The 24,343-nt window shown below is 67.5% G+C and carries 30 protein-coding genes and 2 tRNA genes; 10 read left to right on the top strand and 22 right to left on the bottom strand.

Features of this window, described 5'->3' with window-relative positions; all coding sequences use genetic code 11:
• Positions 1–21 precede the first annotated feature (21 nt).
• Positions 22–480, bottom strand: coding sequence for a DUF2752 domain-containing protein (locus ACGF7Y_RS15845; protein ID WP_393234141.1), 459 nt, complete (start codon positions 478–480; stop codon positions 22–24).
• Between the two features lie 249 nt (positions 481–729).
• Between ACGF7Y_RS15845 and ACGF7Y_RS15840 the strand changes: the two genes are divergently transcribed.
• The 3 genes from ACGF7Y_RS15840 to ACGF7Y_RS15830 all read left to right on the top strand — a co-directional run bounded on the left by ACGF7Y_RS15840 (position 730) and on the right by ACGF7Y_RS15830 (position 3,091).
• Entirely contained in the window at positions 730–1,782 is a 1,053-nt protein-coding gene (locus ACGF7Y_RS15840) for an alpha/beta fold hydrolase (RefSeq protein ID WP_393234139.1), read from the top strand.
• Positions 1,783–2,076: 294 nt separating this feature from the next.
• Entirely contained in the window at positions 2,077–2,532 is a 456-nt protein-coding gene (locus ACGF7Y_RS15835) for a hypothetical protein (RefSeq protein WP_393234137.1), read from the top strand.
• 136 nt (positions 2,533–2,668) lie between these two features.
• Positions 2,669–3,091 (top strand): PPOX class F420-dependent oxidoreductase, encoded by a 423-nt coding sequence (locus tag ACGF7Y_RS15830; RefSeq protein ID WP_393234135.1) that lies wholly within the window; start codon positions 2,669–2,671, stop codon positions 3,089–3,091.
• Between the two features lie 38 nt (positions 3,092–3,129).
• On the opposite strand, the gene ACGF7Y_RS15825 is transcribed toward ACGF7Y_RS15830, so the two are convergent.
• The 5 genes from ACGF7Y_RS15825 to ACGF7Y_RS15805 form a co-directional block, all read right to left on the bottom strand.
• Positions 3,130–3,687 carry a hypothetical protein gene (locus tag ACGF7Y_RS15825; RefSeq protein ID WP_393234133.1) on the bottom strand — a complete coding sequence of 186 codons (558 nt, stop codon included), beginning with the start codon at positions 3,685–3,687 and terminating at the stop codon, positions 3,130–3,132.
• Positions 3,688–3,868: 181 nt separating this feature from the next.
• Entirely contained in the window at positions 3,869–5,485 is a 1,617-nt protein-coding gene (locus ACGF7Y_RS15820) for an MFS transporter (RefSeq protein ID WP_393234131.1), read from the bottom strand.
• Positions 5,486–5,844: 359 nt separating this feature from the next.
• A complete protein-coding gene (locus ACGF7Y_RS15815; protein ID WP_393234128.1) occupies positions 5,845–7,101 on the bottom strand; it encodes a SpoIIE family protein phosphatase in 1,257 nt (418 codons plus the stop codon).
• Positions 7,098–7,907 carry an alpha/beta fold hydrolase gene (locus ACGF7Y_RS15810; RefSeq protein WP_393234125.1) on the bottom strand — a complete coding sequence of 270 codons (810 nt, stop codon included), beginning with the start codon at positions 7,905–7,907 and terminating at the stop codon, positions 7,098–7,100. Before ACGF7Y_RS15810 ends, ACGF7Y_RS15815 begins: the two co-directional genes overlap by 4 nt.
• Positions 7,908–8,126: 219 nt before the next feature.
• Entirely contained in the window at positions 8,127–8,630 is a 504-nt protein-coding gene (locus tag ACGF7Y_RS15805; protein WP_063825236.1) for an SPW repeat protein, read from the bottom strand.
• Positions 8,631–8,775: 145 nt separating this feature from the next.
• On the opposite strand from ACGF7Y_RS15805, the gene ACGF7Y_RS15800 reads away from it, so the two are divergent.
• Positions 8,776–9,222, top strand: a complete 447-nt coding sequence (locus ACGF7Y_RS15800) for a MarR family winged helix-turn-helix transcriptional regulator (protein WP_393234122.1) — start codon at positions 8,776–8,778, stop codon at positions 9,220–9,222.
• 73 nt (positions 9,223–9,295) lie between these two features.
• On the opposite strand, the gene ACGF7Y_RS15795 is transcribed toward ACGF7Y_RS15800, so the two are convergent.
• A complete protein-coding gene (locus ACGF7Y_RS15795; RefSeq protein ID WP_393234120.1) occupies positions 9,296–10,246 on the bottom strand; it encodes an RNA polymerase sigma-70 factor in 951 nt (316 codons plus the stop codon).
• A gap of 123 nt (positions 10,247–10,369) precedes the next feature.
• Entirely contained in the window at positions 10,370–11,560 is a 1,191-nt protein-coding gene (locus ACGF7Y_RS15790) for an NAD(P)/FAD-dependent oxidoreductase (RefSeq protein ID WP_393234117.1), read from the bottom strand.
• Positions 11,561–11,812: 252 nt separating this feature from the next.
• Here ACGF7Y_RS15790 and ACGF7Y_RS15785 point away from each other — a divergent pair, with 252 nt between their 5' ends.
• Complete coding sequence (locus ACGF7Y_RS15785; protein WP_357127682.1) at positions 11,813–12,205, top strand: hypothetical protein; 393 nt, start codon at positions 11,813–11,815, stop codon at positions 12,203–12,205.
• Between the two features lie 650 nt (positions 12,206–12,855).
• The gene (locus ACGF7Y_RS15780) at positions 12,856–13,644 is read left to right on the top strand and encodes a hypothetical protein (protein WP_393234114.1); all 789 of its coding nucleotides are present in this window, start codon (positions 12,856–12,858) and stop codon (positions 13,642–13,644) included.
• 99 nt (positions 13,645–13,743) lie between these two features.
• Here ACGF7Y_RS15780 and ACGF7Y_RS15775 read toward each other — a convergent pair whose 3' ends face one another.
• Positions 13,744–13,980 carry a helix-turn-helix domain-containing protein gene (locus ACGF7Y_RS15775; RefSeq protein WP_393234111.1) on the bottom strand — a complete coding sequence of 79 codons (237 nt, stop codon included), beginning with the start codon at positions 13,978–13,980 and terminating at the stop codon, positions 13,744–13,746.
• Between the two features lie 161 nt (positions 13,981–14,141).
• Between ACGF7Y_RS15775 and ACGF7Y_RS15770 the strand changes: the two genes are divergently transcribed.
• Together ACGF7Y_RS15770 and ACGF7Y_RS15765 are read left to right on the top strand one after the other, a co-directional pair.
• Positions 14,142–14,462, top strand: a complete 321-nt coding sequence (locus tag ACGF7Y_RS15770; protein WP_393234109.1) for a hypothetical protein — start codon at positions 14,142–14,144, stop codon at positions 14,460–14,462.
• Positions 14,459–14,689 carry a hypothetical protein gene (locus ACGF7Y_RS15765; RefSeq protein ID WP_393234106.1) on the top strand — a complete coding sequence of 77 codons (231 nt, stop codon included), beginning with the start codon at positions 14,459–14,461 and terminating at the stop codon, positions 14,687–14,689. Before ACGF7Y_RS15770 ends, ACGF7Y_RS15765 begins: the two co-directional genes overlap by 4 nt.
• A gap of 76 nt (positions 14,690–14,765) precedes the next feature.
• Here ACGF7Y_RS15765 and ACGF7Y_RS15760 read toward each other — a convergent pair whose 3' ends face one another.
• The 12 genes from ACGF7Y_RS15760 to ACGF7Y_RS15705 all read right to left on the bottom strand — a co-directional run bounded on the left by ACGF7Y_RS15760 (position 14,766) and on the right by ACGF7Y_RS15705 (position 22,038).
• Positions 14,766–15,419 carry a hypothetical protein gene (locus tag ACGF7Y_RS15760; protein ID WP_393234104.1) on the bottom strand — a complete coding sequence of 218 codons (654 nt, stop codon included), beginning with the start codon at positions 15,417–15,419 and terminating at the stop codon, positions 14,766–14,768.
• Positions 15,420–15,437: 18 nt separating this feature from the next.
• Positions 15,438–15,527, bottom strand: a tRNA-Gly gene (locus ACGF7Y_RS15755).
• Positions 15,508–16,215 (bottom strand): hypothetical protein, encoded by a 708-nt coding sequence (locus tag ACGF7Y_RS15750; RefSeq protein WP_393234101.1) that lies wholly within the window; start codon positions 16,213–16,215, stop codon positions 15,508–15,510. Before ACGF7Y_RS15750 ends, ACGF7Y_RS15755 begins: the two co-directional genes overlap by 20 nt.
• 2 nt (positions 16,216–16,217) lie before the next feature.
• Positions 16,218–16,436, bottom strand: coding sequence for a hypothetical protein (locus tag ACGF7Y_RS15745; RefSeq protein WP_393234098.1), 219 nt, complete (start codon positions 16,434–16,436; stop codon positions 16,218–16,220).
• On the bottom strand, positions 16,433–16,951 hold the full coding sequence (locus tag ACGF7Y_RS15740; protein WP_393234095.1) for a M50 family metallopeptidase: 519 nt from the start codon (positions 16,949–16,951) through the stop codon (positions 16,433–16,435). Before ACGF7Y_RS15740 ends, ACGF7Y_RS15745 begins: the two co-directional genes overlap by 4 nt.
• A 73-nt stretch (positions 16,952–17,024) precedes the next feature.
• Positions 17,025–17,771, bottom strand: a complete 747-nt coding sequence (locus ACGF7Y_RS15735; RefSeq protein WP_393234094.1) for a hypothetical protein — start codon at positions 17,769–17,771, stop codon at positions 17,025–17,027.
• Positions 17,772–17,881: 110 nt separating this feature from the next.
• Positions 17,882–18,160, bottom strand: coding sequence for a hypothetical protein (locus tag ACGF7Y_RS15730; protein WP_393234091.1), 279 nt, complete (start codon positions 18,158–18,160; stop codon positions 17,882–17,884).
• A gap of 66 nt (positions 18,161–18,226) precedes the next feature.
• A complete protein-coding gene (locus ACGF7Y_RS15725; protein ID WP_393234089.1) occupies positions 18,227–18,445 on the bottom strand; it encodes a hypothetical protein in 219 nt (72 codons plus the stop codon).
• A 631-nt stretch (positions 18,446–19,076) separates the two neighbouring features.
• Positions 19,077–20,807: a hypothetical protein gene (locus ACGF7Y_RS15720; RefSeq protein ID WP_393234087.1), complete on the bottom strand. Its 1,731-nt coding sequence runs from the start codon at positions 20,805–20,807 to the stop codon at positions 19,077–19,079.
• Positions 20,808–20,859: 52 nt separating this feature from the next.
• Positions 20,860–21,150, bottom strand: coding sequence for an excisionase family DNA-binding protein (locus tag ACGF7Y_RS15715; RefSeq protein WP_393234085.1), 291 nt, complete (start codon positions 21,148–21,150; stop codon positions 20,860–20,862).
• Between the two features lie 214 nt (positions 21,151–21,364).
• Entirely contained in the window at positions 21,365–21,817 is a 453-nt protein-coding gene (locus ACGF7Y_RS15710) for an HNH endonuclease signature motif containing protein (protein WP_393234082.1), read from the bottom strand.
• A complete protein-coding gene (locus tag ACGF7Y_RS15705; protein WP_393234079.1) occupies positions 21,817–22,038 on the bottom strand; it encodes a helix-turn-helix domain-containing protein in 222 nt (73 codons plus the stop codon). The genes ACGF7Y_RS15710 and ACGF7Y_RS15705 overlap by 1 nt, the downstream gene beginning before the upstream one ends.
• Positions 22,039–22,095: 57 nt before the next feature.
• Here ACGF7Y_RS15705 and ACGF7Y_RS15700 point away from each other — a divergent pair, with 57 nt between their 5' ends.
• Together ACGF7Y_RS15700 and ACGF7Y_RS15695 are read left to right on the top strand one after the other, a co-directional pair.
• Positions 22,096–22,650 (top strand): hypothetical protein, encoded by a 555-nt coding sequence (locus ACGF7Y_RS15700; RefSeq protein ID WP_393234076.1) that lies wholly within the window; start codon positions 22,096–22,098, stop codon positions 22,648–22,650.
• Positions 22,651–22,731: 81 nt separating this feature from the next.
• Positions 22,732–24,123, top strand: a complete 1,392-nt coding sequence (locus tag ACGF7Y_RS15695; RefSeq protein WP_393234074.1) for a site-specific integrase — start codon at positions 22,732–22,734, stop codon at positions 24,121–24,123.
• A 90-nt stretch (positions 24,124–24,213) separates the two neighbouring features.
• Here the strand turns inward: ACGF7Y_RS15695 and ACGF7Y_RS15690 are convergent.
• Positions 24,214–24,289, bottom strand: a tRNA-Thr gene (locus tag ACGF7Y_RS15690).
• Between the last annotated feature and the right edge of the window lie 54 nt (positions 24,290–24,343).

Below are 24,343 nucleotides of genomic sequence, written 5' to 3'. Positions count from 1 at the left end.
GGGTGCCCCCACATCGCCGTGTTACACGGGTGTGAACAGGGTTCCCCACGGCGTATTGCGCACCACCGTGTAGATCGCCAGCAAGGCGAAGAATGTCCACATGGTGGTCCGGCTGATCGACGGCAGCCGCATCTTCTGCCCGCGCCAGGCCTGGACGGTCCAGTCCGTCACCCACACCACGAACGCGACGACGAGCGGGATCGCGAGCAAGTTGCTGTGCAGGGCGTCGAGCACGTGACCGTCGGTGAGATTGTGCACGGCGCGCATCCCGCCACAGCCGGGGCAGTACCAACCGGTCAGCGCGTAGACCGGGCAGGTGCCGTACGAGCCTTCGACGTGTGGATCGCGCAAATGCAGCAGCACCCCGACGCCCACTCCGACACCCGCGACGAGGAGGGGAAGTCCGACGCCGCGCCATCCGGTCCTGGGCTCGGCTCGCAGCTCCGAAGCGGGGCCGGAGGAAGGTTGCGCGATGTCCACGAAGTCAACCGTAACCGGGTGGCGATCGAGGACGCCACAGTAGCGCCGCCTCGGCCGTCACGTCGTGATCTTGCCATCGCACCGCGATACGCCCGATACCTCACAACCCGGTTCATTCCGAAATGATCTTTTGCGGTAGCGATTCCGGGGGTACTCCCCGATATACACCAGGATTGCCGTCGTGCAGCGCTAGCACTAGCAAGCACCTTGCTTGCACTGTACGGTGACGGTGGACACAAAGGAGTGCTCATGCTGGCGAAGTCGATGAGGACGCTGGCGGACGCGCACAACGGTGCGCTCACCGCCGATTACCGTGCCGGACTGCGGTCCCGCACCTTCCGGACCGCGTCGTTGAACGCGCCCACCGCCCGTCACGCGGTCATCCCCGTCACCACCAAGGACGGCGCTCGCCTGCGAGTACACGCGTACGGTCCCGCCGAGGGCGATGTCATCGTCCTGATCCACGGCTGGAGCTGCAGCATCGAGTACTGGAACCCGCAGATCAACGCCTTCGCCGACCGGTATCGCGTGGTCTGCTACGACCAGCGCGGCCACGGTGCCAGCGAACTCGGCAAGTCGGCCCCCACCAAAGAGTCGCTGGCCGACGACCTTTCGGTAGTCCTGAATGCGACGCTCCGCCCCGGGCAACGAGCCGTTCTGGTCGGTCACAGCATGGGCGGGATCACGGTGCAGGCGTGGGCCGCTCACTATCCGGAGCAGGTGCGCAAGCAGGCCGCCGCCGCCGTGCTGCTGAACAGCTCCTCGGGCAACATCCGCTACGACACCGATCTGCTTCCGCTACTGAACAAGCCGCTGACGCTGGCGGACCGGCCGATCACCGTGCTCGGCGCCACCGTGCGGATGCCGATGATCGTCGCGGAGACGCTGCTCACCGCGCCGGTCCCGCTGCCGGGCGGCTGGCCGGCCAGCGCGCTGCTCAAGGCGCGCGTGATGACTTCGCACGCGACCGCCGACCAGGTGGAGTTCGCGCTGGGCATCGTGCGGTCGTGCCGTCCGCTGACGCGCGGCAGGCACGCCGCCGCGCTGGCCGACATGGATCTCGCCGAAGCCGCCGCCTCCCTCACGGTGCCGACCACGGTGATCGCGGGCGCGCACGACCGCTTGCTGCCCGAACGCATGTCGCGCCGCATCGCCGACGCGCTCGCCGAGACGGGCCATCTGGCCGCGTACCACGTGTGGCCCACCGGCCACCTGGGCAATATCGAAGCCGCCGACCGCTTCAACGCGGAGTTGGCCGCTATCGCCGAGACCGCCCATCTGCGCTCCGCGGCCGCGGGCTGACCCGAGACCGCTTCCCTGGGCCGGTCGATGACGCCCGGTCCAGGGGCGAAAGTTGCCACGGAGTGAGCCGACCGCCCATAAGTCCCGGTCCGCTACCGCACTCCCGTAAGTTTGCCAACTAGATACTGCATAGACGGCTCTTCGGACGCCGCCTGTTGATCACCAGGAAAATCCGGCGTTTCTACGCCGGATTCCCTTTGTTCAACTCGACCTCCGCACGCTCTCGTTAACATTCGGCGAACTCAAGTCGACTCAGAGGACAGACAGGTTCGGGTTCCGACGAAGGGAGCAGCGGTGAGTGTCTGGCGTGGCGTGACGGTCCTGGCTCTGGCGATCGGCGCACTCGGTGTGACCGCCCCCGCGGCCTCCGCGCTTCCCCTAGGCGTCCCCCCTGCGCGAACGCTCTGTGGCGGTGATGGTGCCGGCATCGGCATGATCGCCGCCTTCTACGACCCCGACCGCAATTACTCCGGTGTTCCGACGCTCTGGATCCACCCGGAGTTCGTCTTCGCGCCCGATCGACCCGGCGGCTCCTGCGGCGTAACGGTCACCGTTTCGTGGCGCAACTCCGATACCGGCGTCTTCGGAACCCTTCCCCCCATACGGCTCGACGACCGGACCCCGGCCGAGGAGAACGTCGCCGGCTCGTGGATACCGGTCGGCATTCCCGCAGGCCTCGGCCGAGTGGAAGTCCTGATCGCGACCGACTCTCCGCACGTCCCGGGCAAGGGAGTCTTCGTAGTCACGTAGTCCGGGCAGCCCGCCCCGGCACGACCGGCGCGGGCTCTCGATCAGGGGCGGATCCATCCGATCCGCTTGCTCCAAGCGCGATCTCGTCCGGCGCCGTGGCGGGAATGAAAACGTCGGCCGAGCGGTAGAACAACACATGACACTCGACGATGACGCCCGTGCACTCATCGGACCCGGTGCCGACGCGACGCTGGTCACGATCAACCCGGACGGCAGCCCGCAGGTCTCGGTCGTCTGGGTGGCTCTGCAGTCGACACCGGACGGCGACGAACTCGTCACCGCGCACCTCGGCGTCTACCAGAAGATCCGGAACGTCCGCCGCGACCCGCGCGTCGCGGTGACCATCCTGTCCCCGGAACGGGGTGAGGTGATGCGCCCGTATCTCGCGATCACCGGCACCGCACGCGTGGTGGAGGGCGGCGCACCGGAGCTGCTCCGAGAACTCGCCAAGACTCTGGCCAGTCCGGACGCCGAGTTCCCTCCTGCGGACGCCCCGCCCGGATACCTCACCCGGATCCGCATCGATAAGGTCGGCGGCATCGGCCCTTGGGCCTCCTGACACCGATGAGAGTCCCGCGCTCCGGCCGAGCCCGGGACTCAGCCGGAGCGACGGCGTGACTTCATTCTCCGTACCCATTGCGCGATAGCCACCACGGCCGAGAACATCGCCGTCGCGCCGGCCAGCAACGCGGTGCCGGTGAGTTTCGCGGTGGAGAACTCCACCTTTCGTAGTCCTGGCAGCGGGTACTGCCCGTTGCCCGAGGCCCATCGGATCACGTAGCCGACCTGAGTTCCGAGGTCGGTGGGAGGCCCGGACCCGATCATGTTGCGCAACTCCGGTCCCTTTCCATTCAGATAGACCAGCGTGAAGGCGACGAAGAGCGCCACCGCCACGGCGGAAACGGTCGTCAAGCGAGCGAGCGCTTCGGTGCGGGCCCAGAGATTGATCACCGCGGCGATGACGGTGAGGAAGATCGCGATGGTGGCGAGAATGGCCCACTTACCGCTGAGGTTCGTGTGGGCGGGCGGACTCTTCGACCACAGGCCGACGAGCGTGGTGGTGATGTGCGTTTGACCGAAAGCGTTGCTCCAGATCGTGCCATCGGGCCCGCCGGTGGCGAGCCACGGCTTGAACAACAGCGTGAAGGTGTACAAGCTCCCCACCGCGGCACACAGGAAGCCCGCGTTGTCCCGGAGCGAGATCACGAGTGGCCGGAGCCGCGCTCGTAATTTCTCGCCGTCGACTCGGCGTTTTCGGACACTGCCCGCTGACCGGCGCGGAGCGGCTGCCTGTCGATCCTTGCTTGCCCGCCACGGAGTCGGCTGCACCATCTCGCTAATCCCCGTTCGTTGCATCGATACCCGACGCGCCGTCAGATACCGGCTCGCTACCTATGGGGACCGGGGCTCGTCCGGCCGAAGCGGGCTCCTGTCCTGCATCCGCTTCCAGGACGCTTTTCCGGGCGTCGACGACCGCGTCGGGAGTCGTCTCGGACGGCTTCGCCACGGACAGCGGGTCCGCGATGTCCTCCAGGGACTGCCCTTCGGCGTTCACTCCGAAGAACCAGGCGACCAAACCGCCGACGATCATGAACCCGGCGCCGATGAGGTACCCCACCGTGAGCGGGAACCGGTCGGGGCTCGGGTTGTCGGCGCCGCCGACCAAGTGCCCGAACAGGAACGGTGCGACAACCCCCCCGACGCCCTGCGCGATGGCGAAGAAGAACGAGATGGCTTGACCACGCAGTTCCAGCGGAAAGATCTCGCTGACCGTGAGATAGGCGGAGGAAGCGCCCGCCGAGGCGAAGAAGAAGATGACGCACCAGAAAATCGTCTGCGTGGTGGCGTCGAGCATGCCCGCGTTGAATGCCCAGGCAGAGATGAAAAGCAGGAAACCGGATATCGAGTACGTCGCACAGATCATCTTCCGGCGACCGATACTGTCGAAGAGCGGGCCGAGCACCAATGGGCCGATCAGATTGCCGATCGCAAAGGGGAAGAAATAATATCCCGTGTGATGCGCGGGCACGTTGTAGAAATTGATCAGAACCAAGCCGACGGTGAAGAAGATCGCATTGTACAGAAATGCTTGCGTGGCCATCATCGTGAATCCGAGGAAGGAACGGGAAGGATACCGTCCGAAGAAGATCCGACCCATCTGTAGATAGGACAGCCGCTCCGTGTCCACGATATCCAAGGCTTTGCTCTCATCGACCGGAGGGAGTTCGACTCCCCTGCTCCGAACCTGCGCTTCGATCTCGTCGACGGTCCGCTCGGCTTCCTCGGCCCGCCCATGGGTGAGCAGCCAGCGAGGGCTCTCGGGGATGTGCCTGCGCAGGAAGATGATGACCAGCCCGAGGACGGGTCCGATGAAGAATCCGAGCCGCCATCCCCAATCGGTCGGAATGAAACGTTCGTTGAACAGGACCAGGCTGGCTGCCGCTCCCAAAGCCGCACCGCCCCAATAGGTGCCGTTGATCGCGATGTCGACCCGGCCCCGATACTTCGACGGCATGATCTCGTCGATCGCCGAATTGATCGCCGTGTATTCTCCACCGATTCCGGTGCCCGCGATGAAGCGGAAGAAATACAGCGACCACGCATTCCAGGAGAAACCGGCCAATCCGCTGCCGATCAGATAGATCGCCAGCGTCAGGATGAAAAGTTTCTTGCGACCGAGCCGGTCGGTGAGCCGGCCGAAGACGAGTGCGCCGACGACTTGGCCGGCCAGATACCACGAAGCCATCGCGCCGACCTGACCGGACGTGAGATGCAGTGCATCGGCGTCCTGTAGCGGGCCGCCCATGCTGCTGACGATCTGGATCTCGATTCCGTCCAAGATCCAGGAGACGCCGAGTCCCACGACGATGAGCCAATGGAACCCGGTCCACGGAAGCCGGTCCATCCGGGCGGGAACCAGACTTCGGATTACCTCGGTTCGGTTTTCCAACACTTGATGATCACCTCGATTGCAGAAGAAGCCGGTTCGCCCACGGGGCCGCGTGAGGGTCGGCAGGACAGGACCGCATCGAGGCCGGGCAACGATGGGTCCCCGAGGGACGTAAGCCTCGATCTGGTCCTCGGCATCTGCACCGGTGTCGCTCCTCATCGCCCCGAGCGGAACCTGGTTACGCCAGGGTTACATGAATATTGGTTCGTTGTGAATTGTGCCACTATTCGACGGCTCATTAAAGTTGTGAGATATTCCCCGCTCAGCGAAGCGGCGTTTCAGCAGGTAGCGGCTCGGGGCGCGGTCGAACGGATCCACTCACGGTGGGCCCAGCTCTCGAACCCGGTGTCCCCCAGCCGGAATCAGGGCGTGGTGCCCTGCGATGGAGCTAGCGCGTGGATGGCGAGGACGGCGGTATCGTCCTCCACTCCGGATCCGAAGGAGGCGAGCAGTTCTCGGATGGCCTCGACGCCGCCGGAGGCCGTGACCGGCGCCAGCGCGCGAGCGAATTCGATGAGCGCGTTGTCGCCGTAGCGACCACCGTTCGCCGTCGTGCGGGCTTCGGTGAGCCCGTCGGTGTAGAGGATCAGGGTGTCGCCGACCTCGAGCCGGACTTTCCTGGTGACGATCTGCGCGTTTCGGATCGCCCCGATCAGCTGACCGCCCCAGGTATGCATTTCCTCCACGTCCCCGTCGGAGCGCAAGAGCAGGGCCGGCGGGTGCCCGCCACCGGCCAGGATGATGTCGCAACCCCCGCGCTGGAGAGTGGGTTCGATCAGGCCGAAGATGATCGTGCAGAACCGTCGGTTGTGGCCGTGGGACCGCTCGGTGAGGGTGGTGTTGAGCATGTCGAGCACGGCGGCCGGATCGCGGGTGTAGGCGGTGGCGGTGCGCAGTGTGTAGCGGGCCAGGGAAGTGAGGGCCGCGGCAGGAGCGCCTTTGCCGCAGACATCGCCCAGGAACATTCCCCAGCTGCCGCCGGTGATCGGGAACAGATCGTAGAAGTCGCCGCCGACCTCGTCGGCGGAGGCGATGTGGTAGTGCGCGGCGACCTCGAGGCCGGGAACATCGGGTAGTTCGGGTGGTAGCAGTGTGGTCTGCAAAGTGGTGTTCAGACGCTGGAGGCGTTCGCGCTCCTGCTCGGCTTCGCGTCGTGCCCGTAGCAGCTCGGTCTCGTAGGCGCGGCGCTCGCGGGCATCGAAGACGGTGGTGCGAATCAGAAGCGGTTGTCCCTGGCTGCCGGTCTTGACCTGCGAGCTGACCAGCACGGGTAGTCGGCGACCGTCGGTGGTCTTCATCTCCAAAGCGATCCCGCGGATCTTCCCCTGCATGCGCAGCAGGGGAGCGAAATGGGTCTCGTGATAGAGGCGGCCACCCACAGTAAGCAGGTCGGAGAAGTGCTTCCGGCCGACCAGTTCTTCGCGCCGCCAGCCCAGCCAGTCGAGCAGCGTGGCATTCACCTTGGCGATACGGCCGTCCAGCGAGGTGGAGAGGTACCCGCAGGGCGCGTTCTCGTACAGGTCCTCGACACTGTCCTCGAGCAACGCGGCGAACGCCGCGTCGTCATCCGTCCCCGCTCCGAGAGCACTGCCACAGTCTCGGTCGCCGGCGCTCGTCATCCGGTCTCGGCGGCGAAGGCGGCTATAGCGTCGGCGGTCTCCGCCGGAGCACTGAGCTGGGGGCAGTGGCCGGTCGCCGTCAGCGTGACCAGTCTGCTGCCCCGAATCCGCTCGTGGACGAAGGCCCCGACCTCGAGCGGGGCGATAGCGTCATCGGAGCATTGCAGGATCAGCGTGGGTACCTCTACCGCCTCGAGATCGGCCCGGTTGTCGGCGAGGAACGTGACGCGGGCGAAGACACGGGCGATTTCCGGGTCGGTGCGGCAGAAACTGTCGGTGAGTTCCTCGGCAAGCTCCGGCCGATCGGGATTGCCTATGATGACCGGCGCCATCGCACCCGACCAACCCAGATAGTTCGCATCGAGCGCCTCCAGGAGTTCATCGATGTCGGCGGCATCGAAGCCGCCCCGATATCCGGTGGCCGGATCATCGATGAAGCATGGCGAAGGAGCCACCAGCACCAGTCCGGCGAACGCCGCGGGCTCGCGGGCGGCGGCGAGCACTCCCATCGTCGCACTCACCGAGTGCCCGACGAAGATCACCGGTCCCAGATCGAGTTCGCGAAGCAGCGCGAGCACATCCTCGACGTACCCGTCCATGCTGGAATAACGCTGAGGGCTCCAAGCCGACAGGTCCGAGCGGCCCGCACCCACGTGATCGAACAGTACGACGGTGAAATCCCGCTCCAGAACCGGGACGACCAGCCGCCACATGTGCTGGTCGCAACCGAAGCCGTGGGCGAGCACGACCACCGGCGCGCCGGTCTTGCCGCTGACGATCACATGGTTCCTGCTCAGCACCTTCACATAAACACCTTCGCAGAAAACTCGCGCGAACGCCCACCGCCGGACGTTCTGCCAGGCACGCGGCTGCCGGTAGAGGTCAGGTCTGGGGTAGCCAGCGCCCGCGGCCACCCCAGACCCAACACCTCTCAGTGTGCGAAGAACGCATCCTCGGACGGCTTCGATTTGCAGGGGTTTGCGGGTCGGAAAACCGTGCCGGTACAGCCGGATCGGACTACGTGCTCACCGCGCGGAAGTTTCCGGCGGAAGTCCGGACGGTCGTTGCGTCCGAGTCGCGTTCGCGGCAGGCGCCTCTCCGGTGAGGCGGCCGGTCCGGCTCATCCCGAGGAACATCGAGCCCAGGCCGAGCAGCACAGCGATTGCGCCGGCGACCACGTTGTTCCAGATCGTCGACGTGGTGTCGACGTCGCCGCTGACCACCCAGGGAGCCAGGATCGTCCAGAGGCCGAGCAGTGGCGCGGCCCAGACGATGCCATGGGTCCGGCCGTAAACCGACGCGAATCCGAAGGCCAGCATCGCCAGGGCGATGCCGACGACGAGGTTGTTGACGGTCAACGTCGAGAACCCGTTGAACCCCACGACCCACGGGGAGATCGCGATGTAGAGCCCGGTCAGGAACATCAAACCGGTGACCGCTTGGGCGTCGGGCGCCTCCGAGGCGCGCTCGTACTTCTCCCGCAACTCCACGATGTCGGGATGCCGACTCATCATGGTTTCACTACTCATACTCTCCACCACCCTTCAGACGTAGTGGCGAATCGAAGCTCTCCCGAGCCGGGCGGCCGCGATCGATCCAGGAACGCGGCCCGTCCTGATCGCCGCTCACTCATATATCATTCTGTGATAATATCACTCCATGATGGATGAGTCGATGCCATCGCCGGTCCCGCCCGAGTCTCAGCACCTCAGCGATCAGGAGTACTCGCGGCTGCTGGCGTTCCGGGCCGGGCTTCGCCGGCTTCTGCGGTGGAGTGAGCGCCGGGCGGCCGAAGTGGGGCTCACCGATACGCAGCACCAACTGCTGCTGGCGATCCGGGGGCATTCCGCCCCGGGCGGGCCGACCATCGGAGAGATCGCAGGCTACTTGTCCACCCGCCACCACAGCGTGGTGCAACTGATCGATCGCACCGAGCAACTCGGCCTCGTCGCTCGCAAGCGAGGGCAGGGCAGCGACCGCCGCGTCGTCCACCTCACCCTCACCGAGGCGGGCAAGGAAACCCTGGCCCTGCTCAGCGCCACACATCTGGAGGAACTCCAGCGACTGACCCCACTCCTCGGCACCCTCGACGACCTGCCCGCCGTGCCGCAGGCAGGATGAGCCTGCCCACCGAGACGCGGTAGGCGAGACGGTCACCACCTCAGTCGGTGCGCGGACGGGCCGTAACCGGTGTTCAGCGCAGAGTGAGTGGGATCTCGGAATCGATGCGGGTCAGTTTCTGCGGGTTGCGGACGTAATAGAGGCCGGCGATGCGGGTGTCCTCGACGCGCATCGCGATGACGCCGTCGAGTTCTCCGTCCATGTACAGAGCCAATGCGGAACTGCCGTTGACCGTGGTCGCCTCGACGGTGAGCGCGACGTCGTTCCTGGTGAGCCCGCCGACGATGAACCGGGCCACCTTCCCCGCACCGATGACCGGACGCGGTGTGGCCTGCTTGATGCCGCCTCCGTCGCTGATCGCCACGACGTCGGGAGCCAGTACGTCCAGCAGGCCGCGCAGGTCTCTGGTCTCGAGCGCGCGCCGGAACGCGGCGGCAGCCGCTTCGGCCTCTCGCGCGGTGACCGAGCGGCGCGGACGGCGGGCTTCGACGTGGCGGCGGGCGCGGTGGGCGAGCTGGTGGACGGCGGCGGGAGTCTTGTCGACCGCGGCCGCGATTTCGTCGTAGCCCATCCCGAATGCTTCGCGCAGCACGAACACCGCGCGTTCGGTCGGGGTCAACGTCTCCAGCACGAGCATCAGCGCCATCGAGACGCTTTCGGCGAGTTCTACATCGGCGGCCACATCCGGCGTGGTGAGCAGTGGCTCGGGCAACCAGGAACCCACGTAAGCCTCCCTGCGGCGTTTCATCGACCGCAGCCGGTTGAGCGCCTGACGGGTGGTGATCCGAACCAGATAGGCACGGGCGTCGTCGACGTGCGCCGCGTCGACCGCCACCCAACGCAACCACGTCTCCTGGAGGACATCGTCGGCATCGGCCGCCGATCCGAGCATCTCGTAGGCGACGGTGAAGAGCAGGTTGCGGTGGGCGACGAACGTTTCCGTCGCCTCGACCGTGGAGTGGTCGCGACCCGCTCCCGCACCGTCGGCCCGCCGCGACTCGCCGGGTTCATCTGCTGTGTCCATCCAGTCCTCTTCTTCCGTCCGTCGGGGGCCGTGCGACGCCGGATGTCGCTGCCGCGTGCGGCAGCGCCCGCGATCAGTGGTGCTGCCGCACATCGTGCAGTCGAAGTCCACCGGCGGATTCGGCTAGGCGACCGGTGACGCGGTGACGCTACGCCGGGCCTCCAGCAGAGCCGGCCTGTGCTTGCCGTCCTTGAACCAGGAGTGCGATCCGGGCTTACGCGCCTCGTTCACCAGGTGTTCGACGCTGGAGGCGCAGGAGAACTCCTTGAGTTTCTTGCCCACCGGGCCGCTGAAGTAGAGCCGCAGCGCGGTGTCGTCCTTGTGGGCGAGCTGGAAGATCCCGGCGCCGCGGCCGAAGCTGATGCACATTGCGGGGAACGACAGGTCGATCGGCGCCGGCCGGTCACCCGCGATGCGGTGCAGCACGGTGTCCGCGGCATGGGCGCCGAGGCAACCCGCGGCGTATGCGCTCATCCGGAACGGCAGATCCGACGGTGCCGCCGAATCGCCCGCCGCGACGATGCGCTCGTCGTCGACGCTGGTGAGGGTCTCGTCGGTGAGCAGACGCCCGGCGCTATCGGTGCTCAGCCCGCTGCGGGCGGCCAGATCCGGAACACCGAAGCCCGCGGTCCAGATGGTGACCCGGCTCGCCAACGTGCGGCCGTCGGCGAGTTCCACGGCCTCCCGCGTCACCGCGGCGACTGCCGAGTCCGGGCCTTCCAGCACGCTGACCCCCAGCTCGGCGAGATACTTACGGGCTGTGCGCCGAGCCTTCGGATGCAGGTACGGGCCGAGGATTCCGCCGCTGACCAACGTGACGCCGCGCCCCCGCTCTGCCAGTTCGGCGGCGGTCTCGATGCCGGTCGGACCGCCCCCCACGACCGTCACCGCAGCCGCCATGGGCGTGTCGACGAGCACCGACCGCAACCGCTGCGCCGCTTCCAGAGTCGCGACCGGGTAGGCGAACTCGGCCGCGCCCGGCACCCGTGGGCCCGCACTGCCGCTGCCCACCGCGTAGATCAGGTAGTCGTAGCGGATCTCGTCGCCCTCCGCCATCGTCACCCGGCGTCCGGCCGCGTCGATTCCGGTCACGCTGTCGACGACCAGCCGCACGCCCTCGGCGAGGACTTCGGCATAGTCGACGACCGCATCGTGGGTTCCGCCCACCAGTTGGTGCAGACGCAGCCGCGGGACGAAGAGCGGGCGGGGATTGATCACGGTCACCGCAATGTCATCACGCTGCGTGAGACGGTTCGCCGCCATCACGCCGGCATATCCGCCGCCGATCACGACCACCTGGATGTTCTTGCTCATGGTGTCTCCTTCGCTCCGAGAGGCTCGGGAACAAGACACCGCGGGGGCGCACATCCTGACGCATTGTGATGCAGATCACTCGATAATCGGTCGAGGACCCCGGGATCTGGGCATGCCGCTCCGGAACCAAGCGTGGCAACGCTCTCGTCACCGCCGCTCAGCTGTCGAGGACAGATGCGGGCGGCGTGGCGAAGTCGGCGTTTCGCGAGGACACTGAGGTCGTAGCGCCCACCTCGTCCCCAGGAGCACATGATGCCAACCAACGGACCTTTCGGCATCGATCCGGAAGATTTCGAACGCGCACTGCGTGGGGCGGGGACCGAACTCCGCGACCTGCTCGGGAAAGCCGGCGTATATCTCGACCGCGTAGACCACGCGAGCCTCGGTTCGCTGGCGTCGCTGTTCGGTCAGTTCGTCCAGCCGGAACGGCCACGTCCACCGGAACCCGAGGGCGAGATCACCGGTGAGACGGGCAGCGGGGTATGGGCGATCTACAGCATCGACGACACCGGCGAGGCCAGGATCGACCAGGTCTTCCCGAGCGAGCTCGAGGCCTTACGCGCACATCGCGACAACACCGATGATCGCCGTCGAGTGCGGTTTCTCCCCTACGGGGTTCCGGCAAGCGTGTTGGACGCGCCCTGACGCGCAGACTCGCCGCACGAGTTGGAATCGGCCGGTATCGCTTCCAGTTCCACAGTGTCGTGCAAAACCTCGGGCTTGCGGTAGGAGCAGTTGGAGACCTGCATGCGTCACCACCGCCGCTACAGGGCCGCCCAGGCGAGGCGTGGAGGCGTGGATGGCGCCTCGGAGATGCCACTGACGACACTCAGTCGTCAGCGCGGAAACAACCGCTGACCTGGCTTTCTTTGAGCCGCCTGGGGGAATCGAACCCCCGACCTTTTCATTACGAGTGAGCCCGGAAACGTGCTGATTCGTCTCATGAGGGTCGAGGCGTCCAGGTCAGAGACGCTTTCCGTGTTCGGAGCGCATCCATGTGTCTCATGCTTTTCAGTACGTCTTGGCACACTCTCGGCACGCTGGATATGGGGCGGGACCTGCGGATATGTGGGCCGCCCGGCACGCCGGTTCGCAGTGCACGGCCAGCGCCTACCGTCTGCCGCAGGGCGCGGCGCTCCCGCTGCGGTAAATCGGTCACGCCGCGTCCCGAGCGGACGCCCGGCCGGAGAGCTTGGGAATGGCCTTCTGATAGACCCGGCCGGGTGCCCCGCTCCCCTGGTCCCTGCGCGGCCCGCTCGTAGCGTCAGCGGCAACCCGACCAGGAGGACAAGGCCATGACCACCGTGACCACTGCCGCGACCCCGTTGCCCGTCGTGTTCGAAGCACCGCCGCTGCCCACCCAGGGATACGGCCTCTACGCCGCCGCGAGCGTCTTCGACACCACCGAACCCACCCGGGAATTGCTGGCGGGTATCGACCTCTACCCGTACAACTGCGACACCGGCGTAGGCACCTACTCCACCGAACTCTGCGACGACAACCCGGCGATCAAGGCGGCGGGCGAGCGCGGCGCGCCGTTGCACTTCGATCCGATGGTGGTCTGGGCGGCGTCGGAGTGCCGGACCGACCAGACGGAGGCGGAGGTGATGGCGCGGGCCGCGCACACCCGCAGCCTCCACGAGCCGAACCTGGTCGAATCCGCCTTCGCCGCGCGGCTACTGGCCGACGCCGGAACGCCCACCGTCGTGCCGGACCTGGCTACCGCGATCGGCACCCTGGAGGCGTTCCTGGGCGAACAGGGGTATGCGGGCTACCTCCACGCCTCCCGGCGCTGGGCGGTGCAGGCCGCATACCTCAAGGCGGCCAACGGTTCGCCTCTGCTGCGAACGAACATGGGCAATACGTGGGTGTTCGGCGGTGGGTATGAGTCCGCGCTGGGGGCGACCCTGGTAGCTACCGGCCCGCTGTTCGTCTGGCGCGCGCCGGTCTTCGAGCAGGTGGTGACCACCGGAAGCCACAGCGTCCCGGCGTATAACAACACGGTCTATGCCCTGTCCGAGCGGGTGGTGACGGTGGGGTACGAGTGCGCGGCATATGCGGTGACCATCGACCCGACGCCCTGACCGTCACGTGATGGCATAACGCACGGAAGCCGTTGCGAGGGTGGGGATTCCGTGCGTCGGGTCGGACGGTACCGGTCTACGCGGGCGACGCAGCGGGACCTACTGCCCCGGGTCGGTCACGGTCACGGAGACGGTCATGGTCTCGCTCAGCAGCGTGCGCGGGTCCTCTATGCCCAGGAGATCAGCCAGCCGCTCCACAGCTCGCAAGGAGAGATTCCGCTGTCCGCGCTCCAGCGTGCCCATGTAGGTCCGGTGCACACCCAGGGCGTCGGCGAATGCCTCCTGACTCAGGCCACGCGCTATCCGGATGGCACGCACGTTGCGCCCTAGCGTCACCTGAAGATCACCTTCCATGATGCCCGACAGAGTGCCCGGCCGAATCTTCCCAGGTCTACATACCTATCCGTCTCCACACCTATATGAGACGGAAACCGTGCGTAATCGTGTCCTGTGGCGGAGACTTATAAGTGTTCAATCACGGATGACCGGAGGACACTATGACCCACGACATAACGGACCAGCCCAGAGCGCTCGGATGGATAGATGCCGAACTCTCACTCAGCGTCGAATGGGACCGGGCGGGGGTGGAGCGGCTGGCGTCCAGGCTCGGCTACCGGCTGGTCTGGCCCGATGAGATATCGGTGCTGCCGGTCTCGGCACAGCTCCAGTGCATCGGGGCCGACACCGTGCTCATGCCCTCATCGGACCACCTGGACCATGCGGAGCTGCGCAGAGTCCAGGAGATCGCCGACGTGGAGACCGTGAACCCCCGGCTCAGCCTTCCCCGGCGGTCGGTGTTTGCCGAGGACATCCGGTGATCGCGCTCGGGTGGGCCGCCGTGATCACGCTGCCCCTCGGGGTGCTGGCCTGGGCGATGTGGTGGCCGGAGCGCATACCGCCGGAGCGCAGCGTGGAGGGCATCCGCGCGAGGGTGGAGAGGGAGCGCCGGGCCGCCGCCGCCGCCGACACGATGCGATTACGGCCGGTCAACGGCACGCGGCCCGACCGAAGACCAGCGAGTAGACGTAGACACAGCGCCGCCTGATCGACCCCGAATAGACGAACGCCCCGCCGGGTCGTAACCGGCGGGGTGTTCGCGTTGTTCAGGGTATCCGGGTGCCTCAGCCCACTCGGACCAGGCTCAGTTGGGAGGGGACGGGGGTCACGGTCAGAGGGCTTGCTCCGATCGCGTTACCGCCTCCGGTGCTCACGGCCATCTGCACAACCGACCCCTGCTGAAGGCTGCGGAGCCCGTTGACCTGGGAAGTTATCCACGCGCTTCCGATTCCATCGGTGATCCGGCTTGACAGCACGGCCCGGTCATCCACGAGAATCGCGGCGGTCGCCGTGATGCCACCCGTCTGCCAATGAATCGACGCCGCGATCTGGTACAGACCGCTCTGCGGCACGGTCAGCTCGGAAACCGTGCCGCTTCCCGCGCCCCACTCCCCGCCAACCTCCGCCAGAGTCGAGTCCCAATCGATATACGCACCGCCGGACGGAATGGATTGCAGGGAGCTACGGCCTACGACCACGGCGCACGCCGGGGATGTGACGGTGTCCGGGGTGTCGCTGGGTTCGGGCTGTTCGGCCAAGATCAAACTTCCACCGTTGACATTCGACGCGATCAAGTCGCCGGTGTCCGGGTGGGTGGACAGGACCCAGTTTCCAACGCGCGCGGACGAGGGATGTTCGGTCTGGGCGAGGCGACGCTCGGTGTTGCGCGCCCACTCGGCGTCGTTCTTCGGCGGCTTGACGTTGGCCGTCCCACTCATGAGGTACGTCCTTTCGGCTGGGGGACGGGCGGCGGATTCGGTACCGAAACCGCCGCCCGTCTCAGTGGATATGAAGTGCTCTACCGAATCACCCGAGCACATCCGCCCAGGTAGAGTGCCGTTCTCCGGGCCTGGCATCCCACCTGTTCCGCGCCAGTGTGCCGACAGTGTGCCCGGAGAGGGTGGCACCAGCCGAATTCGAGGGCGAATCAGACCCCTTGGTCTGGTTGTCGGCGGTCGTCTCTGGGTCGGCCTCCACGCGGGTAGAGGGCACATACTTCCGGCCCGCCGCCGTCCGGCCCGGGATATCTCCCGTGTTGGCCCAGGGCTCCCCGTTCTCGTCGTACTGGCCGTGGTCGATCAGGGGCACGTCTCCCACCGGGTCCAGGCCCAGAGTCCGGATGTCCTCCTCCACGCGGGTGGTGAACGCTTCGTGATCCAGGCCGACCGGCTGAACCTGAACCTTGTCCGGGGCATTCATGCCGTAGAGCTTGGCCAGCCGGTCCGAGGTCTTGCCCACGATCTCCGCCGCCTTGTAGTCCCCGGCCAGTGCGGCGGGCCAGTAGGCCGCGTGCAGCGCCTCCAGGCGCGCCCCGACCACTTCGCGATACTCGGCCACCGTCTCGGACTCGGTACGCTTCAGGATCGCCTCCACCGCCCGATACGCCCCGGACCGGTCGGCCCACCCGAGCACGGCCGCTATGTCGTCGTAGGACTTGCCCTCCAGGCGCAACTCCAGGGCCTTGCGCTGGCGCTCCCGTTCGTCCGGCTGCGCCTTGTCCGGTCCCTTGGTCATGATCACTTCACCTCTCCGCCGCTCATCAGCTCACGGCACAACGGACGCTCCACACCCAGGCGACGGAGCTGGACCATGATGTGGCGTCCCAGCTCGCACGCTTTCGGGTCTCCGGCGCGGGCCTGGGGCAGCACCACTTGCCCGAGCGCTCCGAGTCGCAACATGGCCTCCAGATTGGCCACCTGGGCGCGGCATTCGTTCTCGATCTCGGATTCGTTCATGCCGCGCTCCCTGGCAAGGTGATGGACTCCGGCGCGATGCGGTTGCGGTACGCCCAGCGCACCATGTCGATATCCATGCCCGGCCGAACCCCGAGCGCGGCGCGAACCTCGGTGTTGGTCACGAACCCCTGGGCGTAGAGCCGCGCCGCCAGCCTCCGAATCGCAGGCATGGCGGACCGGACATCGGACTCCACGGTCCACCCTCGCCGCCCGCGCAGCGCTTCCGCATCCTCCAGTGAGGCGTTGGTCAGGTAGTCGTTCAGCACGTCGGCGGACGGCTGTCCGTCGTAGATGAACAGCGCTTCGGCGTACGGCCCGGCCCACGCAATACCGGCCTCCCGCTGGGGGTCGTGGCCGAAGTACTCGGCCCGCCCGTCTCCGTCCGGCCGGGCGTAGCACTGGGTCACCGTGGCCCCGGCCAGCACCGCGAGGACGGCGTGCCCCGCTTCGTGGACGCAGGTAGCGACGTGATTGCGCTCGGAATCGGTCAGATCGGACAAGGTCAGGCGCGCCATGTCGTTGCCTCCGGGTGGTGAGTCGGATTCTGGGTCTCCAGCCTCCGGGCTGGCCGTGCATCGGTCTGGGTCATCACCGGGCCGCCCTTTCCGCGATCCGGGCCGCCTTGAGGGCGTCGCTCGCGGCCTGCCATTCGGCGCTCTGGCGCTCGCGCAGCTCCTCCCGTTCGCGGGAGTGCCTGCGCCGGAGCGCTTCCATCGGGTCCGCCGCTGCCACGGCGGCCTGAGTCGGGGCCGGAGGCTTCGGACCCTCCGCCGCCTGGATCTGACCGACGTAGGCACCCAGCGAGCGCCCGGCGTTGTCGATGGTGCGCAGCCGCTCCACGATGAACTCCGAGGTGTTCGCCGCCCCGGGCGCGCTGGGCGCGAGCGCCGCGCTCACGCGGTCGTCCATGCCCTGGGCCGCCTCGGTCAGCATCGACGCCCATCCCCCATCCGCCACTGCCCCAGCGGACAGGGTGGCGGGCCAGTGCGGGGCGGGAGTGCGCACGGCTCCCGCGATCTCGGTCAGCGCCGCTGCGATCTCCGCGAAGGCGTCGCCGATCGCGGTCGTCCACCGGGTCGGCCGCCGGTCGGAGGCGATAGCGGCCGACGCGCCGCTCACCGCCTCCACCACCTCCGCCGACAGGCGCAGCCGCTCGTCATAGACCACGGTCAGCCGCTTCCGGCGGCGGTCGCGCTGGACCTCCAGGGAGTCCGCGCGGTGGTCCCGTTCGCCCTGGGTGTAGACCCGCCCCTGGGGGTTCGGTCCCCGGTAGCCGTACCGGTCGTTGTAGCTCTGCCCGGCGGGCACTCCCACGCGGGCACTGAACTCGACCATGGTTCGTTCTCCTATATGTCTCGAAATGCCTTGTCAGGCTGGGTAAGTGGGAATAAATTGACGATTTGCGGGTGATTTAGACCACATTCCGCGGTGCCCATTCCGGCAGGTCAGGACGTTTCGGGAGCTTCCTCGGGCTCAAGGACCAGGGCAGTCGGCCAGGTGAAGGTCCAGCGGGAGCCGCAGCACTCGCAGGCGTGCGCCGTGGTCACCGTCGCGCCGCCCGTCCAGGTGAAGGTGTGCGGCTCGGTGAGACTGTCCGGCCGCCAGGCGGCGGTGTGCACGCAACGCGGGCAGTAGTCCGACAGCCAGTAGAACCACGGGTCGAGGATGGGCGGCGGCGGAACGAAGGCCCGGCGCTGAGGGCGGGGCAGGGTCTCGGTCATCATGGATTCGCAGGTCCTTTCACGGTTACCGGCCCCGATCGCTCTGGGAAGCGACCGGGGCCGCTCTGTCTATGTCTCGGGGTGGTTCTCAGGCGCAGGTTCGCGACCGTTCAGCCGGTCCAGCTCCGCCGCCGCCAGGTCGATCCGAGTCAGGTCCTCATATGCACCGCCCGCCCGGCGCTGCCGCATCACCTCGTCCGCTGGGACACGGACCCGGCGCTGCCCCGGCGGCAGCGGCGCACGGGAGTTGTTGGATTCCAACGGAATCCGTGCGTTGTCGGTGCTCATGACGCAGCCCACCGGTACTTCGCCACGGCCTCCAGCCGAACCGCGAGGTCCGGGCTCACAGGGCACGGTCGCACAGCCAGCACGCGCCGCGCAGCCTCCGCGAGGGCGAGACGCAGCGCAATAGGACAGAGGTCGGACGCACCGCCGACCAACGCGATCCGTGCGTTGGTTTCCGCCAGAGCCGGGGCGCTCACAGCGCGGCTCCACAGCTCGGGCACCGGCGGTCGGCGGTGGGTCCGGCCACCGGGCGGGACGCCGACCAGAGCCGCCGCCGACACCGGACGGCTGGGCAGTGCGGGAAAGTCCGCCACGGGCGGACGGCGGAAAGTGCGGTCATGTCGATCTCCATTCCTTGTTGAAAAGCGTTGTTGATAAGCCAGCGGGTTCCGCCGCCACCTACGGCGGGGTGCGCGGCGCAGCCGGGACCCGGGACCCCCGGGACCCGCCGTTATCCCTCTCGGAGCGAAAATCCGTCCTTCGCACGTCATCCGTGCGTCATACGAAAACGTCTCTACCAGTAGAAATGAGATGTAAGTGTGGATCGCATAACGCGCGAGAGAGGGACTGCCCCCGGGACCCGGGTCCCGGGTCCCGCCGCCCCGAGACGGGACCCGTTCAGGCTGCGCTCCGCTCATAGCCGGGTCACGCTCTCGCCGTCGAAGGCGACCTGTCCGGCATTGACCAGAGCCTCCAGCGCGCTCTCTGCCAAGGCGCGCAAGGGACCCCGGAACTTCGTGCGCTTGATCCCCTTGTCGCCCTTCCACGCGGTCGGCACACCCACCGGGCGGAGGTTGTCCAGGATGCGCTTCTGGAGCCGTGCGAGGGTGGCCTCCCGGTCATCCACCGCCGCTGCCTGAACCACGGCGAGGGTTGCGGCTGCGGCCATCCGTTCGCCCGCCCGCTCCGCCTCCCGGTCCCGCTCCCATTCGGAGGCGTCGGACTGGACCGCCAGCGAGCACGCGAACAGGCTGCGCGCCAGCTCCCAGTCCTCGGCCTCCACCACGGTCCGCCCGTCCAGGATCACCAGCAGGGCAGCGACCCGGGCCAGCATCGCGGGGCGCTGCGATTCGAGCTGTGTCAGGCTCAGTTGCCCGCGCCGCCGCTTCAGGGACTCCACCTTGATCGCACGCGCCAACTCCGAGCAGACCCGCAGCTCACCGACCGGCAGCGGACCGACGCGCAGGGGGCCGGGGTCGGCCGGGGTGTCTTCGATCTCCGGGACGAACGGGTCCACCACCGGACCGAACAGGAAGCGCTGCGGGGTGCCGTTCTCGCACTCGACATCCGTCAGCAACCGTGCCAGGACTTCCCGCTGGAAACCGGCCACCAGACCGATCGTGAAGTCCGTAACCTCCCGGTAGGTCTCCCGGCTGGCGTTGGCCTGCCCGCGCATGTTCCCGGACCAGGCCGACCGCAAGACCGAGGACAGCGTGGAGCCGCGCAGCTGCATCCCCGCCAGCATCTCCCCCGCTTCGTCCACGTCGAACATCACCTTGTGGCGGACCTGCTGGCGGACGCTCTCGAACTTCCCCGTCACCGGGTCCGCCACCTTGACCGTGCCCATGTACATCTCGGCGACGCCCTGACCGGTGCCCAGGTTGTGCGTGCGCGGGACCTCATCCCCCGCAATGCATCCCGGCCCGAGCGGGTCCGGATAGGTGACGGACAGCAACCGTGTGGCCGCTGTGGTGGCCGACGACTTGCCCTCCCCGGAGGTAGAGACGAGGCCCGCGTAGAGGTTCAGCGGCAGTGGGGATTTGATGCCGGTCTCGATCCGGACGGAGGGGTCCACGTGGGCCGACAGCAGTGCGAGCACGGCCAGCAGGACACCGTGGGGCGATTCGTCCCGCGCCCAGGCCGCTTGCTGGATGTGGCGCAGGAATCCGCGCCGCTCCCAGAACTCCAGGGGCAAGTACATCTCCGCCCGGCCAGCGCCGCCGACCATCGTCTCCGCCCAGCGCCGCGCGACCTCATCCCGTGCGGTGTGCGGGTCGCTCACCCCGTTGTCGGCGCACCACTTCGCCACGTCCTCCCGGGTCGGGCGGAACTCCGGCGCGATCATCGCGAGCGCGGAGACCGGGAACCACTCCGCCTCATCGAAGTGCTCCGGGACCGCACCCAGCACGCCGTATGACCGGGCCAGAGTGCCCATGGACAGGGCGTCCAGGATCTCCCTGGGGTCGGCTCCGGCCAAGTCCTCTCCGCCGCGCAGCTCCCCCAGGACCGCCGCCGCCTGGAGCCCGTGGACGTACTCCGCCGCGCGGTCCTCGGCCGTAGACTCGGCATCGGAACGCTCGGGGTCTCCACCCTCCTGGCCTCCGGTCTGTGCAGCGGACCGGGGGCCGTTCTCATTCGCTGACACTGGTCAGCCTCCAATCTCGCCTAGTTCCAACCGATTCCGTGCGTTGTGCCCCTCACCGAGCCGACGCCGTCCACGCCTGGCGCAGGACTCCGGCGATGGCGGAGGCGTCGGCCTCGGTCAGCACCTCCGCCGCCAGGACCATCTCCGAGACCAGGGAGGCCACCGCCTCCGGCGAGAGTCCGCCGGACTGTGGTCCGCCCCGCTCCCGGCCGGGCAGCGCGTCCAGGTCGATCCGGTACACACGGCCGACTCGCACCGCCGGAATGGACCCGTCCGCGACCATCCGGCGGACAGTCTTGACCGAGCAATTGAGCTGTGCAGCAGCCGCTTTCGTGTCGCCCATACGGGGACTGAGTGGTCCTGTAGTGGTCATGGTCAAGTTCTCCAGGGTCGTAGAGGGCGCGTAAGGGAGATGCTTCACGACGGCCCTGCAATCGAGTCCAAATGCATTGCTATTCAACGGATTACGTGCCTTGTCCCAAATATGCCTCTGACCTGCGAAAACACGCACCGCGGCATTTGTCGGATGGAGTGTTTGCGCAGGTCAGAGAGGTTTTTCACGCGGCGCTCTGACGGGCACGGTAGGCACGCACCACCGCGCGGCGGCACTCGCGGCAACGGCGATCCCCGGAGCCCGGTTCGGTGTAAACGTTGACCTCGGTCATGGCGTGGCCGCGCTGACACACTCCCGTGCGGGCGGTGATGGCACTCCGCGACATGCCGCGCCGCCAACACTCGGCCGTGCTCATGGCCTCCAGGTGGTCGATCCGGAAGCAATCCCGGAAGCGGCACCCCCGGTCACGGGCATGTCCGATTACCAGTCCCTCCGGAATATCGCCGTGAGCGAGCACCCAGGCCAGCCGATGCACCCGCCACTTGCGGCCTTCCGCCTGAACCTGGCCGTACCCGTCCGCGACATGCCCTCCGGTCCAGCGCAGGCACTCCCCGTCGCGCACGGAGTTCAGCGCCAGCTTCTCCGCCGGGGTGTCTCCGGCAAGCCGCGCGGCCATTACGCAGCGCTGCCCGGGTCGGTCTGGAGCATGGCCAGCAGACCGGCCGACTTCACGCGATAGCGGTGCGGCCCGAGCGGCACGACGGGAAGCCGCCCATCCTTGGCCATGCGGTAGGCCGACGCGCGTCCGATACCCAGCAATTCGGCGGCGCGGGCAATGGAAGTGGTTGCGCTGGAACGGATATCGGCCAGCGGATCGACTGTCTCATGCGTGCTCATAGAAACCATGAGACCGAATTGAGTGCGAAATGTACAGACTGCTGTATTCTCATTTTTGTGGACAACAACCTGCGAAAAGAACAGCCGGGGGACGTGATGGCCGTGACCAGCGCGGAACCTGGGTACCGACCGGGGGACGTCGCACAACCCACGGATCGCGTGCGAATCACGTTGCGCGGACATGCGTTCGACTACGTCGTGAAGGTGGAGACCGGCCCGGAGGGTCCGCGCCTTGTGGCGTTGACCCTGACCGGCGGGGTGGTCGATCAGACCGCACTCCGGCGTATCCCGCTCGCACGCCTGGCCGCCGCTGCGGCGCGCTGGCTGAACTCCGGCGGAGGGCTCTGGGGCAACCCCGGAGAGACGGCCGACACCCGCGCACGGCCCGACCAGACCCCGAGGCGGCGGCGCATAGATGACGCTCTGCTGACCGACGTGGCGGAGACCGTGCGCCGCGCCGTCCGCGAAGGGCACCCGGTCCGGGCCTGGAGCGCGGCGCAGCTGCACACCTCCCCCGGGACCTTGGACCGCTGGGTCCGGGCCGCCAAGGATCACGGCTACCTCACCGAGGGCGAAGTACCTCGGACCCAGCGCGGACGGACCACCCCGTGACCGAGGATTACCGGCCGCGCGGCCCACCCTCCAGCCCGTCAACCAAATTCCACATATCCACTCTCACAAGGGAATTCACCAATGAGTACCACCGAGGACACGAAGTCCCGCCGCTCGCGCCGGGCCGAACCGATCGACAAGCGCACCGCCAAGAACGGCAAGGTGACCTGGACGTTTCAGCTGGACGTCGGCACCAAGCCGGACGGCTCCCGCGACCGCCAGCGCTTCACCTACGACACCCAGACCGAGGCGCGCCGAGAGTACCGGCGGATCTCGTCGGAGGTCGCGGCCGGGACCTATGTCCACCTGTTGACCCTGACCGTGGACGAAGCGTGTGAGGAGTGGCTGACCGGGCGGCGCTTCCGCCGGGGTGTCTCCGCCGCCAACACCCGTAACCACCTGAAGCCAGCGCGGCGCTACTTCGGCGCGCGCAAGCTCTCCAGCCTGACCAAGGCCGACGTGGACAAGCTGGTGGATTGGATGCTGACGGCCGGGCGCGTGAACCAGCGGGCCAAGGTGGACCCCGAGTCCCTGTCGTCGCGGGTCTGCGCCTTCGTGGCGCTGCACACGGACGGAGTGAGCGCGCGGGCGATACAGGCCCAGTTCCCCGGCCAGGACATCCACACGCGGCTGTCGGCTCTGCTGAAGGCGGGCAGGGTGCGCCGGGTCTCGCGCGGTGTGTACGCGGTAGCGGACACGGCGGACGGCTCGCAGCCGCGCGGCGTGAAGCCCGTGACCGTGCGCTCCACCCTGACGGCGCTGTCCATGATGGTCCAGAGCTACGTGGACCAGGGCCGCCTCCCGCGCAACGTGGTGGCCTTGGCGGAGCGACCGGCCGATGAGATTGACGACCGGGACGACGACGAAGACACCGACGACCCGAAGGCGTGGACCGTCGCGGAGGTCCAGCGGTTCCGCACAGCCGCGCAGGCCCATCGCCTCTATGCGGCCTGGCTCATGTCCACGTACGGGATGCGGCGCTCAGAGGTACTGGGAATGCGGTGGACCCGGTTCTCCGATACGGCGCTGAAGGTCCGCCGGGGCCGGGTCGCGGTCGGCACGGAGACGGAGGAGAACTTGCCCAAGTCCCGCCGCTCCCGCCGCGATCTCCCGCCGCCCGCCGAACTGGCCGCCGCGCTGCGCAGCCTGAAGAAGGTTCAGCGTGCGGAGTGCCTGGCCCTGGGCATCCCGTGGTCCGACGACCGGCTGATCGTGGTGGACGAAGCGGGCGCGCCACTGCGGCCCGAGCGCTACACCGATGAGTTCCACAAGATCGCGAAGGCGGCGGGCCTGCGGCGTATCCAGCTGAAGGGGCTGCGCAACACCTCGGTCTCGCTCATGCTCGCGCTGGGGATTCCGGCTCACATCGTGGCGGCCTGGCACGGACACGACCCGTCCATGTCCTTGTCGGTCTACTCCGTGGTCCAGGGTGAGGATCTGGCGGCGGCCGGTACCGCTGCGTTCGGGTCCTAGCCCGTGAGGGGGTAGCCCGAGAGCTGGCACATTCTCGGCACATTGGGGGAAGTCCGGGCATTGCCCGGAGCTAGAAAACAGTCTCTGACCTGGAGCCGCCTGGGGGAATCGAACCCCCGACCTTTTCATTACGAGTGAAGCGCTCTACCGACTGAGCTAAGGCGGCGTGCCTTTCGGCCAAGCGAGTCTATCCTCTCGCGGCCCGATCGCGAAAACAGGT

The organism is Nocardia sp. NPDC047654, assembly GCF_043205035.1.
Classification (GTDB): domain Bacteria; phylum Actinomycetota; class Actinomycetes; order Mycobacteriales; family Mycobacteriaceae; genus Nocardia.
This window is presented reverse-complemented; position numbering and strand designations above follow the sequence as displayed.